At 57.2% G+C, this 12,649-nt stretch carries 14 protein-coding genes; 12 read left to right on the top strand and 2 right to left on the bottom strand.

Going from position 1 to position 12,649, the window contains the following annotated elements; genetic code table 11:
- Nucleotides 1-41: 41 nt before the first annotated feature.
- Nucleotides 42-2,591: a peptidoglycan glycosyltransferase/peptidoglycan DD-transpeptidase MrcA gene (gene mrcA, locus NR195_RS20155; protein WP_022624040.1), complete on the bottom strand. Its 2,550-nt coding sequence runs from the start codon at nucleotides 2,589-2,591 to the stop codon at nucleotides 42-44.
- A gap of 116 nt (nucleotides 2,592-2,707) precedes the next feature.
- Here mrcA and pilM point away from each other — a divergent pair, with 116 nt between their 5' ends.
- Genes pilM through hofQ form a run of 5 tightly spaced genes read left to right on the top strand, consistent with a single transcriptional unit; the run spans nucleotide 2,708 to nucleotide 6,126 of the window.
- On the top strand, nucleotides 2,708-3,514 hold the full coding sequence (gene pilM, locus NR195_RS20150) for a type IV pilus biogenesis protein PilM (RefSeq protein WP_132499652.1): 807 nt from the start codon (nucleotides 2,708-2,710) through the stop codon (nucleotides 3,512-3,514).
- Nucleotides 3,514-4,056, top strand: a complete 543-nt coding sequence (locus tag NR195_RS20145; RefSeq protein WP_050680350.1) for a PilN domain-containing protein — start codon at nucleotides 3,514-3,516, stop codon at nucleotides 4,054-4,056. Before pilM ends, NR195_RS20145 begins: the two co-directional genes overlap by 1 nt.
- Nucleotides 4,049-4,543 (top strand): hypothetical protein, encoded by a 495-nt coding sequence (locus NR195_RS20140; protein WP_256844852.1) that lies wholly within the window; start codon nucleotides 4,049-4,051, stop codon nucleotides 4,541-4,543. Before NR195_RS20145 ends, NR195_RS20140 begins: the two co-directional genes overlap by 8 nt.
- Entirely contained in the window at nucleotides 4,533-4,916 is a 384-nt protein-coding gene (locus NR195_RS20135) for a DNA utilization family protein (protein ID WP_022624044.1), read from the top strand. Before NR195_RS20140 ends, NR195_RS20135 begins: the two co-directional genes overlap by 11 nt.
- Nucleotides 4,855-6,126, top strand: a complete 1,272-nt coding sequence (gene hofQ / locus NR195_RS20130) for a DNA uptake porin HofQ (RefSeq protein ID WP_256844851.1) — start codon at nucleotides 4,855-4,857, stop codon at nucleotides 6,124-6,126. Before NR195_RS20135 ends, hofQ begins: the two co-directional genes overlap by 62 nt.
- Before the next feature lie 91 nt (nucleotides 6,127-6,217).
- Here the strand turns inward: hofQ and NR195_RS20125 are convergent, their stop codons facing one another.
- The gene (locus tag NR195_RS20125) at nucleotides 6,218-6,391 is read right to left on the bottom strand and encodes a hypothetical protein (RefSeq protein WP_223265993.1); all 174 of its coding nucleotides are present in this window, start codon (nucleotides 6,389-6,391) and stop codon (nucleotides 6,218-6,220) included.
- A gap of 97 nt (nucleotides 6,392-6,488) precedes the next feature.
- On the opposite strand from NR195_RS20125, the gene aroK reads away from it, so the two are divergent.
- The 7 genes from aroK (at nucleotide 6,489) to trpS (ending at nucleotide 12,601) form a co-directional block, all read left to right on the top strand.
- Nucleotides 6,489-7,010: a shikimate kinase AroK gene (aroK, locus tag NR195_RS20120; protein ID WP_003852989.1), complete on the top strand. Its 522-nt coding sequence runs from the start codon at nucleotides 6,489-6,491 to the stop codon at nucleotides 7,008-7,010.
- A 38-nt stretch (nucleotides 7,011-7,048) separates the two neighbouring features.
- Nucleotides 7,049-8,137: a 3-dehydroquinate synthase gene (gene aroB, locus NR195_RS20115; RefSeq protein ID WP_010253124.1), complete on the top strand. Its 1,089-nt coding sequence runs from the start codon at nucleotides 7,049-7,051 to the stop codon at nucleotides 8,135-8,137.
- 72 nt (nucleotides 8,138-8,209) lie between these two features.
- Entirely contained in the window at nucleotides 8,210-9,262 is a 1,053-nt protein-coding gene (locus NR195_RS20110) for an SPOR domain-containing protein (RefSeq protein WP_022624046.1), read from the top strand.
- A 93-nt stretch (nucleotides 9,263-9,355) separates the two neighbouring features.
- Entirely contained in the window at nucleotides 9,356-10,171 is an 816-nt protein-coding gene (dam, locus tag NR195_RS20105) for an adenine-specific DNA-methyltransferase (RefSeq protein WP_010671570.1), read from the top strand.
- Between the two features lie 67 nt (nucleotides 10,172-10,238).
- Nucleotides 10,239-10,922 carry a ribulose-phosphate 3-epimerase gene (rpe, locus tag NR195_RS20100; RefSeq protein ID WP_010253116.1) on the top strand — a complete coding sequence of 228 codons (684 nt, stop codon included), beginning with the start codon at nucleotides 10,239-10,241 and terminating at the stop codon, nucleotides 10,920-10,922.
- Nucleotides 10,906-11,583: a phosphoglycolate phosphatase gene (locus NR195_RS20095; RefSeq protein ID WP_256844850.1), complete on the top strand. Its 678-nt coding sequence runs from the start codon at nucleotides 10,906-10,908 to the stop codon at nucleotides 11,581-11,583. The genes rpe and NR195_RS20095 overlap by 17 nt, the downstream gene beginning before the upstream one ends.
- Before the next feature lie 16 nt (nucleotides 11,584-11,599).
- The gene (gene trpS, locus NR195_RS20090; RefSeq protein WP_050680354.1) at nucleotides 11,600-12,601 is read left to right on the top strand and encodes a tryptophan--tRNA ligase; all 1,002 of its coding nucleotides are present in this window, start codon (nucleotides 11,600-11,602) and stop codon (nucleotides 12,599-12,601) included.
- Nucleotides 12,602-12,649: the final 48 nt, after the last annotated feature.

Here is a 12,649-nt window from a genome sequence, read left to right as displayed (position 1 = left end):
CTGACGTCGGCCTTTTTTACAGTGCGGTTTCGTGGGTCACATCAGAACAGCTCGTGACTTTCACCGTTATCCATAATGGTGGTACCCACATCATGAACCGAATATTCGGTTGGCTGGGTGCCATTGATGAAGTACTCCTGACGGGTGTTACCCCCTCCATTTGCCAGCTTGCCGGTGCTGCGATCGATCGTCACCGTGACCACGCCATCCGGTGGTGTTAACGGCTGCACCGGTACGCCATCCAGCGCACTCTTCATGTACTCATCCCATGCCGGTTGTGCGCTCTTAGCACCGCCTTCATAGCCCGAAATCTGATCGGGAATGGCGCCGGAGAGCGTGCTGCGGCCCAGATTGCGGCGCGCATCATCAAAGCCGATCCAGACTGAGGTGACCACGCCAGGGCCGTAACCCGAGAACCAGGCATCTTTCGAGCTGTTAGTGGTACCGGTTTTACCGCCGATATCATTACGCTTAAGGTCACGCCCGGCACGCCAGCCTGTTCCCATCCAGCCCGGTTCGCCAAAGATGTTACTGTTCAGCGCGCTCTTGATCAGGAAGGTGAGCGGGGTGTTGATCACGTGCGGTGCATATTGCTGCTCACCCTGTTGTGCCTGAGCGGGAACCTGCTCCAGTTCAGGCTGAGGAACGGCCTGATTCTGGTTGTTATTTGAGGCTGCAACGTTCTCGACGCTCTCTTCATTCAGGGCCAGCGCTTTTTTGGTCTCGCCGTAGATCACCGGCAGATTGCACTGCGGGCAGGCGATCTTCGGTTTCTCTTCAAATACGAGGCCGCCCTGTTCGTTCTCAATCCGGGTGATGAAGTAAGGATCGACCAGGAAGCCGCCATTCGCCATCACGGAGTAGCCGCGCACCACCTGTAACGGGGTAAACGAGGCCGCACCTAATGCCAGCGATTCGGTATGAACAATGTTCTGAGCCGGGAAACCAAAGCGCTGCAGATACTCTGCGGCGTAATCCACGCCCATCGCACGCATCGCACGCACCATCACCACGTTTTTCGACTGGCCTAAACCCTGACGCAGACGAATCGGACCATCGTAAGTTGGCGGGGAGTTCTTGGGACGCCAGTCAGCACCCGCACCCGCATCCCAGCGTGAAATCGGCACATCGTTAAGGATTGAGGCGAGCGTCAGCCCGCGATCCATTGCGGCGGTATAGAGGAAAGGCTTGATGTTAGAGCCGACCTGACGCAGCGCCTGGGTCGCACGGTTAAACATGCTCTGGTTAAAGGCAAAGCCGCCTACCAGCGCGCGCACCGCACCATCATTCGGATCCAGCGAGACCAGCGCCGAGTTCACATCCGGCACCTGGCCCAGCCACCACTCATCACCCACTTTGCGTACCCAGATCTGCTGGCCGGCCTGCAATACCTGCGTCACGCTTTTCGGCGTCGGGCCCTGCACGGTGTCAGACTTATAAGGACGCGCCCAGCGCACACCGGCTAATGCCAGCGACACATTGCTGCCATCTTTCAGCATCACGGTCGCTTCATCGCTGCGCGCTTCCGTTACGACTGCCGGATTGAGCGGACCATAGACCGGCAGCGTCTTCAGCGCTTTCTCAATCTTCGTCTGATCCCAGGCCGGTTCACCCACTTTCCACAGCACGCTGGTCGGGCCGCGATAGCCATGACGCATATCGTAGGCCATGACGTTATTGCGAACTGAGGTCTGCGCGGCTTCCTGCAGGCGACGGGTCACGGTGGTGTAGACCTTGTAACCGTCGGTGTAAGCATTCTCACCGTAGCGTTTCACCATCTCCTGACGCACCATCTCGCTGAGATAGGGGGCAGAGAAAGCGATTTCCGGACCGTGATACTTCGCGACCAGCGGCGTATTACGCGCCTCATCATACTGCTGCTGCGTGATGTAATGCTGATCCAGCATACGCGCCAGCACCACGTTGCGGCGCGACAGGGCACGACTCGGCGAGTAAAGCGGGTTAAAGGTGGAAGGGGCTTTCGGCAGACCGGCAATCATCGCCATCTCACTCAGCGACAGCTGGTCAACCGGCTTACCAAAATAGACCTGTGAGGCTGCGCCGACGCCATAAGCACGGTAGCCGAGGTAGATCTTATTCAGGTAGAGCTCAAGGATTTCATCTTTGTTCAGCAACTGCTCAATGCGGATCGCCAGGAACGCTTCCTTTATTTTACGCATCAGGGTGCGTTCCGGGCTCAGGAAGAAGTTACGGGCCAGCTGCTGAGTGATAGTACTGGCACCCTGCGAGGCGTGACCGGAGACCAGCGCAACGCTGGCCGCACGGAAAATACCCACCGGATCAACACCATGGTGCTCATAAAAACGGCTATCTTCGGTCGCAATAAACGCTTTCACCATCACAGGTGGCACTTGCTGCAGAGTCAAAGGAATACGGCGCATTTCGCCATACTGGGCGATCAGATCGCCATCGGCGCTGTAAACCTGCATAGGGGTTTGCAGACGCACATCTTTCAGCGTGTTTACGTCGGGCAGCTGTGGCTCTATGTATTTGTATAAACCATAAATCGAGCCAGCTCCCAACAGGATGCAACACACTGCAAGGATCAATAAATACTTTACGAACTTCACCTGGAATTTCCCATCTGTTGTCGTTTGAGCAGTTTATAAACAACCGCGCGGTAGTATAAAGGCAAGCCAGACGCTTTGATATGTCCATTTTCCCGGACGATAAGGAGATCGCGCGTATGGCTTTTCATACCTGGCAAATTGGGCTGGATATTCAGAATAGGCAGATTTGCGCCCTGGCCCTCCAGCCTCGTCGTGATGGCTGGCAGCTACGCCACTGGTGGCAGCAGCGGCTGCCGCAAGATACGTTAAGAAACGGCGTGCTGCAATCTTCGCCTGAATTACTGGCGGCCTTAACGACCTGGCGTCAGCGGTTACCACGCCGTTATTCGCTGCGGGTCGGATTGCCTGCCCAGCTAGTGCTGCAGCGCCAGCTTCCCCTGCCTGCGCAGTCGCTGAAGGAGCCCGCGCTGGGGCACTACGTGCAGGCGGCCGCGCGCCGTCTCTTTCCGCTGGAGCCCGCTGCGCTGGCGCTGGATTACCGGCCGGATGTGCAGAGCGGGCAGCTCTGCGTCACGGCAGCGCGGCTGGAGATTATCGACCAGTGGGCGGCACCCCTGTTGCAGGCGGGTTTAAAGCCGCAGGTGTTCGAACTGACCACCGAGGCGCTGAAGCGGTTAGCCCGGCAGGCAGCGCTGCAGGACGACGCGGTGCTGGTTCTGCAGCAGGATAACCGCTGGCTCTGGAGCGATGCGCACACCGCTGCTGACACAGGCGAAGCCGCCACGCTGGAGGCACTGCAACGGCAGGCCTTTCCCGGGGCGCGTTCTGTCGCCTGGTGTACCGCAGAGCAGACGCCGTTGCCCGCAGACGTTAGCGCGTTTTCCCCTTTTGATCTGTTTCGTTATAAGCAGCCACCTTTGCCGGAGAATCCGGGCGCTTTTGCGCTGGCGGCCGGGCTGGCGCTGCGCGACGGAGATGAGTGATGGTCGCGGTTAATCTGCTGCCCTGGCGGCAGCGCCGTCGGCAACAGCAGCGGCGACAGAGCCTGGTCGTGCTGTCACTGGCGACTGGCGCCCTGTTACTGGTGGTGATGCAGCAAACCTGGCGGATACAGCAGACGCGTCAGCAGGTGGCGCAGGCGAGCAGGACGCAGCAGCAGGCGCTGGAAAGCCTTGGGCAGCAGTTAGCGCAACAGAAGCAGTTACTGGAGCAGCTCGCAGTCGTGCAAAAACAGCAGGCGAAGCATCGCCAGCAGGCTGCACAACTGGCCGCCTGGCAGCAGTTCTGGCTCGATTTACCCGCGTTGCTGCCCGACACCGCCTGGCTGACCCGGCTGGAAAAGCGCGACAACCGTCTGACACTGGAGGGGCAGGCACAGGATATGGCGGCAGTCCGACAGTTCCGCCAGCAATTAACCACTGTGGCCCTGTTTGGTCTGGTGAAGCAGGGCGGGGTTAAGCGTCAGGCTGATGGCCATTATCGGTTTTCACTGCGGGCAGAGATGCAGGAGGTGAACAGTGAGTGAATGGTGGGAGCGCTGGTGGCAGATGGCCGCTATTGCGCGCTATGGCTTGCTCGCCGCACTCTTATCCGGTCTGCTGCTGCTCTCCTGGATCCTGTGGTTACGGCCACAGCAGCAGGCGCTCATTGCTGAACAGCATACGCTGTTGCAGTTGATCCGCACTCTGCAGCTGCGCCAGCACCAGTGGCGTCAGAACCCCGATAATGCACAGTTGCAGGCGCAGCTGCAGTCGATACAGATCGCGAGATCAGCATCTGCATCGGGCCGTGCAGTGGAAGAGATCCTGGCGGCACGCCGTAGCCAGCTGGAAGAGTGGCAGCCGGACGCCCCCTCACGCATGCTGACGCTGCATCTGCAGTGGCCGGCGTTCCAGTCGCTTTTTGCCGAGCTTGCCCAGGCTTCCGCACCGTTTCCGGTGCATTTCCAGCTGCTGGCGCAGCCGCAGTACCTGGTGGCTCAACTCTGGCTGGAACCTGACGATGCGCCATAGTCTGTTGATTTTACTGTTGTGCTGTGGCGGCGTACTGGCGCGCGATCCGTTCCGGCCTGTAGCCGGTTCCGTCTGTGAGGCGTCAGTGGAACCGCTCACCGGCTGGCGTCTGCAGGGGATTATTGGCCGGGAGGCGCATTTCCATGCCTGGCTGCTGACCCCGCAGGGAGAGAGTATTACGGCCCGCACCGGCAAGCCATTTCCATTCGCACCCTGGCAACTGGCGGATATGACCCGCCGCAGCCTCACCTTAGCGGTGCCGAATAGCTGCAACGCACAACAGACCGCATTTTATTTAAAAGGACGTTCGCATGATAAGGATAACCACTCTGCTGCTGCTACTAAGCTGCCTGCCGCCGGTTCACGCCGCTGATGAGGAACCTCTCAGTCTGACTTTTGATAACGCCCCGGTAGAGCGTATTTTGCAGGCGCTGGCTGACTATCAGCAGATCAATCTGATGATTGCGCCAGAGGTTGAAGGTTCGTTATCGCTGCGGCTGGATAACCTGCCCTGGCATCAGGCGCTCAACCTGGTGGCGCGCATGGCAAAGCTGACGCTGGTTGAACAGGATAATGTCCTGCTGGTCTATCCGGAAAGCTGGCAGCAGGCTCAGCAGCAGGCACGTGAGGCTGAGCAGCAGTCGCAGTTGCAGCAGGTTCCTTTGCAACAGCGCGCTGTGATATTGCGTTATGCCAGCGCCAGCGAGGTGTATGCCAGCCTGCTGAGTGAGCGTCAGTCGCTGATAACGCCGCGCGGTAGCGTGACGGTCGACAAACGCACCAACGCATTGTTACTGCGCGATAGTGCGGCGGCTTTAAAAGAGACGGAGCGCTGGATACGGGCGCTGGATCTGCCACTGGAACAGATTGAACTGTCAGCCCACATCGTCACTATCAGCGAGGAGCATCTGCAGGAGCTGGGCGTGAAGTGGGGATTGCAGGCGGGGGACGCCGCCGTAACAGATATCCTGCATCATCCCCGGCTGGATGTTCCGCTGGCGGTGAGTTCACCCGGCATCAGCGTGGGAATGGCGCTGGCGCGCATCGGAGGGCAGCTTCTGGATCTGGAGTTAAGTGCGCTGGAGCAGGAGAACCAGATTGAAATCATCGCCAGTCCGCGCCTCTTTACCTCACATCAGCAGACCGCCTCGATTAAGCAGGGCACAGAAATTCCTTATGAAGTGTCGGCAGGAAACAGCGGTGCCACCAGTATTGAGTTTAAAGAAGCGGTACTGGGTATGGAGGTGACACCGACGATTTCCGGCAATGGCCGCATCCAGCTGAAGATCCATATCAGTCAGAATATGCCGGGTCGCAGCATCAGAACCGGCGATAGCGACATATTATCCATCGATAAACAGGAAATTGAGACTCAGGTCACGGTCAGTGACGGGCAAACACTGGCGTTAGGCGGTATCTTTCAGCAGCAGCGCACCCGCGGACAAAATCAGGTGCCGCTGCTGGGAAATGTGCCGCTGATTGGCGGGTTGTTTCGCCAGCAATCTGATCAGCGCAAAAAAAGAGAGCTGGTGATCTTCATTACGCCGCGATTGGTCAGGGAAGCAGCGCTTACGGCTGGATAAAACGGAAAATGCGTCCCTTAAGGCCATCTGCGTTGACGCAGGAGAGGAATTAGCTTACAAGGTTTAGCGATTTTCAATACGGTGTAACCGTCTATGCTGGGTAAATCCCGGCAAACAGATCAGAAAACTCCTCTGTACGCAGCGTTGTAAAGACGCAGCGCTGGCGCGTTACAGTTTCGCGAACACAGGCCAATTCAGAAATGGATGTGCTGAAGGCAATATAATCGGTTGCCAAACAGCCTTGAGTGTTGAGATAATTTTTCATCTGACTCTTGCTAACGCTCATGAGGTCTCAGTTCCTGTCCCGCCAGCAAATGCTGAACGCGGGGTATCATTAACGAATTCTTAGTAATACCGACAAAATGGCAGAGAAACGCAATATCTTTCTGGTTGGGCCGATGGGTGCCGGCAAAAGCACTATTGGCCGTCAGTTGGCTCAGCAACTCAACATGGAGTTCTTCGATTCCGATCAGGAAATTGAGCGACGCACCGGAGCGGATGTGGGCTGGGTTTTTGATGTCGAAGGCGAAGCTGGCTTTCGCGATCGCGAAGAAAAAATCATTAACGAACTGACCGAAAAGCAAGGCATCGTCCTGGCGACAGGCGGTGGTTCCGTCAAATCCCGGGAAACGCGTAATCGTCTCTCCGCCCGCGGTGTTGTGGTTTATCTTGAAACCACCATCGAGAAGCAACTGGCGCGCACCCAACGTGACAAAAAACGTCCGTTGCTGCAGGTGGATTCACCGCCGCGTGAAGTGCTCGAAGCGCTGGCTGGCGAACGTAACCCGCTCTACGAAGAGATCGCCGATGTAACCATTCGCACAGATGATCAGAGTGCGAAAGTGGTGGCGAATCAGATTATCCACATGTTGGAAAAAAGTTGATCCAACGTTCGAAGGCTCCTTAACAGGTATCGGGCATCATGGAGAAGATCACCGTCTCACTGGGGGAACGCAGTTACCCCATCACTATCGCTGCCGGACTGTTTAACGATCCGGCTTCTTTTTGGCCGCTAACCGCGGGCGAAAACGCCATGGTGGTGACAAACCAGACGCTGGCTCCGCTTTATCTTGACCAGCTGACGGCGCTGCTGACGGCGGCAGGTGTAAAAGTGGATCAGGTGATCTTACCCGACGGCGAGCAATATAAGACGCTGGCCGTGATGGATCAGGTTTTTACCGCGCTCCTGCAAAAGCCGCACGGTCGTGATACGACGCTTATCGCCTTAGGCGGCGGCGTCATTGGCGATCTTACCGGTTTTGCTGCGGCCAGTTATCAGCGTGGCGTACGCTTTATTCAGGTACCGACCACCTTACTGTCGCAGGTCGACTCTTCGGTTGGCGGCAAAACGGCCGTTAACCATCCGCTGGGCAAAAACATGATCGGCGCGTTTTATCAACCCGCGTCGGTGGTGATTGATACTGCCTGTCTGCAGACGTTGCCCGCGCGCGAACTGGCGTCGGGTCTGGCGGAAGTGATTAAGTACGGCATCATCCTCGACGGTGCGTTTTTCCAGTGGCTGGAGCAGAATCTTGATGCCCTGCTGGCGCTGGATGAACAGGCGCTGGCGTACTGCATTCGTCGCTGCTGTGAACTGAAAGCCGAAGTCGTGGCCGCCGATGAACGTGAAAACGGTCAGCGGGCGTTGCTGAATCTGGGCCATACTTTTGGTCATGCGATTGAAGCACACATGGGCTATGGCAACTGGCTGCACGGTGAAGCGATTGCAGCGGGCATGGTGATGGCGGCACGCACGGCTGAACGCCTGGGGCAGTTCCAGGCGCAGGAGACGGATCGCATTATTGCTCTGTTCCTGCGTGCCGGTTTGCCGGTACATGGGCCGGAGGCGATGAGTGCGGAGATGTATCTGCCGCACATGATGCGCGATAAGAAAGTTCTGGCGGGCGAATTGCGGCTGGTACTCCCGCTGTCGATTGGCCGCTCTGAAGTGCGTGGTGGCGTGGCACATGATATGGTGCTGGCTGCAATTAATGATTGTCAGCAATCCTGAGATTAAGCAGTTGAGTGGTGACGCGGCGCGCAGGGTGCGCAGTGCGGAATGCCGCTTTACGGAGGAGGCAAAATGGATGAGTTTAAACCGGAAGATGAGTTAAAACCTGACGCCAGCGATCGCCGTCCCTCGCGCCCTCGTAAGTCGTCTCCCGCAGCCAAAATACCGGTTTCGCGCCAGCGCATCATGATGGGTGTCGGGATCCTGGTTCTGCTGTTACTGGTACTGGGTATTGGTTCGGCGCTGAATGGCCCGGATGAGAAAAAACCTGCGACTGCGGGCAATACGCCTGCCGCTGGCGGCGGTTCCGGCAGTGAGAAGAACATCGACCTGGCTGGCTCCTCTTCCATGTCAGGTGGACAGACGACGCCAACCGGCGGGCAGACCACGCCAGCTACCAGCGAAAATAACGCGGCGACCAGCGGTAATGCTGCGTCTGACCCGCAGCGCGACGTCTCAATGCCGCCTGTGGCTTCAACGCCTACGCAGGCCGCCCCTGTTGAGACGCCAGCAAATCAGCAGCGTGTCACGCTGCCGGGCGATCTGAACAGCGCGCTGAGTAATCAGCAGCAGCAGGTCGACAGTGCCGCGATGGGCACGCAGGGTGGCAGTTCACTGCCAACAGCCCCTGCCACGGTCAGCGGCAATGCCGGAACGGCTGCGAATCCGGTTACGGCCCCTGCAGGCCGTCAGACGCCAAACAAATCAAACGCTTCTGCCCGTCCGGCGCACGATTCATCGCATAAAACTGCTTCGAAGCCTGCAACCCGTGACAGCAAAACACATACCACGCCAGCACGTACGCCAGCCCCTTCTGCTCCGGCCACTGCGGCGGCAGGCAGCAGTTCAGCCAGCAAATCATTACCAGGCGGCAGCTATACCCTGCAGCTGAGCGGTGCATCGAAGGCGGAAAGCCTGAATGCCTGGGCTAAGCAGCAGAATCTGAGTGGGTATCACGTCTACAAAACCACCCGTAACGGTCAGTCGTGGTACGTGCTGGTGAGTGGTTCCTATGCCACACCGGCTGATGCCAAACGCGCGGTAGCCTCACTGCCTGCCGAAGTGCGTGCGAAGAACCCGTGGGTTAAACCAGTAAGCCAGGTGAAGAAAGAAGCCAGCCAATAGCGGATGTGGGGCCAGTTTCTGGCCCCGTTTTAAGCGCAGATCTGCTGTCGGTCCAGCCACAGCCTCACAATAAGATGTAATAACCACGACAGCATGAAAAAAAATCGCGCTTTCCTGAAATGGGCAGGGGGAAAATTTCCCTTAGTAGAAGAGATCCATCGCCATCTGCCGCAAGGCGACTGTCTGGTAGAACCCTTTGTTGGCGCGGGTTCGGTGTTTCTGAACACTGAATTTGATCGCTACCATCTGGCTGATATCAACAGTGACCTGATTAATCTCTATAACATTGTTAAAACGCGCACGGCGGATTTCATCCGTGACGCGCAGCTGCTGTTTACGCCGGAAAGTAACAACGAGATCTGTTATTACCAGCGTCGCACCGAATTTAACACCAGCACCGACGCCTACCTGCGCGCGCTGTTGTTCCTCTATCTGAACCGTCACTGTTACAACGGCCTCTGTCGCTATAACCTGCGTGGCGAGTTCAACGTGCCGTTTGGCCGCTATCGCAAACCCTACTTTCCGGAAGCAGAACTGTTATGGTTTGCCGAGCGTGCGCAAAAAGCGACGTTTGTCTGTGAATCGTACGATGTTACCCTGACCAATGCCGGTAAAGGCTCGGTAGTCTATTGCGATCCGCCTTATGCGCCGCTGTCGGCAACGGCCAATTTCACGGCTTATCACACCAACAGCTTCAGCCTGCGTGAGCAGGAGAACCTGGCGGCGTTAGCGGCAAAGCTGGCTTCGTCGGAGGACCGGATTCCGGTACTGATTTCTAACCACGACACTGCACTGACGCGTTTATGGTATCAGGATGCAGAGTTACATGTGGTCAAAGCCCGGCGTTCTATCAGCCGAAGCATAACGGGTCGCACCAAGGTCGACGAACTGCTGGCACTTTATAGCTAGTCTGTTTCGTCCGCGACCAACGCATTACGCCAGCCTGCGTGCTGGCGCACAACAGTGGGAGAATCGGATGAAACAATATTTGCTGGCCCCTTCAATCCTTTCGGCGGACTTTGCTCGCCTGGGCGAAGACACAGCCAAAGCGCTGGCGGCCGGAGGTGACGTGGTTCACTTCGACGTGATGGACAACCACTACGTGCCTAATCTGACCATGGGTCCGATGGTGCTGAAAGCACTGCGCGACTATGGCATCACTGCCCCCATCGATGTGCATCTGATGGTGAAGCCGGTAGATGCGCTAATCCCTGATTTCGCCAAAGCGGGTGCCACCTACATCACCTTTCATCCCGAAGCCAGCGAACACGTTGACCGCACCCTGCAAATCATTAAAGAGCATGGCTGCAAAGCGGGTCTGGTGTTTAACCCTGCGACCCCGCTGAGCTACCTCGATTACGTCATGGATAAGCTGGATATCATTCTGCTGATGTCAGTGAACCCCGGCTTTGGCGGTCAGTCATTTATTCCTGGCACACTGGATAAACTGCGTGAAGCGCGCAGGCGTATCGATCAGAGCGGTTACAGCATTCGTCTTGAAGTGGATGGCGGCGTGAAGATCGACAACATTGGCCAGATCGCTGCCGCCGGTGCCGACATGTTTGTCGCCGGTTCCGCGATCTTCGGTCACCCTGACTATAAAAAAGTGATCGATGATATGCGCAACGAACTGGAGAAGGCCAATGGCTCATTTCACTGATATTCGTGCGCTGGCGTTTGATCTCGATGGGACACTGGTGGATAGCGCACCCGGCCTGGCCGATGCGATTGACCGCACGCTGAACGACCTCCGTCTGCCGCAGGCGGGCCTTGAGCGTGTCTCAACCTGGATTGGCAACGGCGCGGATATCATGATGGCCCGCGCGCTGACCTTCGCGCTGGGCCGTGAGCCGCAGCCGGAAGAGCAGCGTGATGCGCGGGCGCTGTTTGACCGACATTATGCCGATACCGTGGATGCGGGCAGTACGCTATTTCCACAGGTAAAGCAGACGCTGGCCGCCTTAAAGGCCGCCGGGCTGCCGATGGCGATAGTCACCAACAAGCCGACGCCGTTTGTGGCACCGCTGCTGGAGTCGCTTGGCATTGCTGATGCGTTTTCGCTGATTATCGGTGGCGACGATGTGCCGGTTAAAAAACCGCATCCTGCGGCAATTTTTATGGTGCTGGGCACCTTTGGTGTGTTGCCGAATGAGTTGCTGTTTGTCGGCGACTCACGCAATGATATCCATGCGGCACAGGCGGCGGGCGTACCCAATATCGGCATGACCTTTGGCTATAACTATGGCGAGCCGATTGCCACCAGCCAGCCCGATTTAACCCTCGACTCTTTCGACGAACTTTTGCCCGCTCTGGGGCTGTAAATATCAGGACATAAGTATGAAACCCATCGTTTTCAGCGGCGCACAGCCGTCCGGCGAACTGACCATTGGCAACTATATGGGAGCGCTGCGTCAGTGGGTGCAGATGCAGGATGATTTCCACTGCATTTATTGCATCGTTGATCTGCACGCGATCACCGTGCGTCAGGATCCTGTTGCACTGCGTAAAGCGACGCTGGACACGCTGGCGCTCTATCTGGCCTGTGGTATCGACCCGCAAAAAAGCACCATCTTTGTTCAGTCGCATGTGCCAGAGCACACGCAGCTGAGCTGGATCCTGAATTGCTACGCCTACTTCGGTGAACTGAGCCGCATGACGCAGTTCAAGGATAAATCAGCGCGTTACGAAGAGAACATCAACGCCGGTCTGTTCGACTATCCGGTGCTGATGGCGGCTGACATTCTGCTCTATCAGACCCATCAGGTGCCGGTGGGTGAAGATCAGAAGCAGCATCTGGAGCTGAGCCGCGATATCGCGCATCGCTTCAATGCGATCTACGGCGATATCTTCAAAGTACCAGAGCCGTTGATTCCGAAGTCTGGCGCGCGCGTGATGTCGCTGCTGGAACCGACGAAGAAGATGTCCAAGTCTGACGATAACCGCAATAACGTGATCGGCCTGCTGGAAGATCCGAAAGCGGTCGTGAAGAAGATTAAACGCGCCGTCACCGATTCTGAAGAGCCGCCAGTGGTGCGCTACGACATCAAAGAGAAAGCAGGCGTCTCTAACCTGCTGGATATTCTGTCGGGCGTGACCGGTAAAACCATCGCCGAGCTGGAGCAGGAGTTCGAAGGCAAGATGTATGGCCACCTGAAAGGCGCAGTAGCCGATGCTGTGTCGGGTATGCTCTCTGAGCTGCAGGAGCGTTATCACAGCTTCCGCAACGATGAAGCACTGCTGGATCAGGTGATGCGCGATGGCGCGGCCAAAGCACGCGCACAGGCGCAGGAAACGCTGAAGAAGGTGTATCAGGCGGTAGGCTTTGTCGCGATGCCGTAATGGCTGAGCAGACAACCAGGACGGCGGGCATTGTGCCCGCCGTTTTTA

Origin of the sequence: Pantoea sp. Ft-CA_14 (genome assembly GCF_024520875.1) — a bacterium.
GTDB classification, from domain to species: domain Bacteria; phylum Pseudomonadota; class Gammaproteobacteria; order Enterobacterales; family Enterobacteriaceae; genus Pantoea; species Pantoea agglomerans.
Note: the sequence above shows the minus strand (reverse complement) of the source record. Positions and strands in the feature narration are given on the sequence as shown.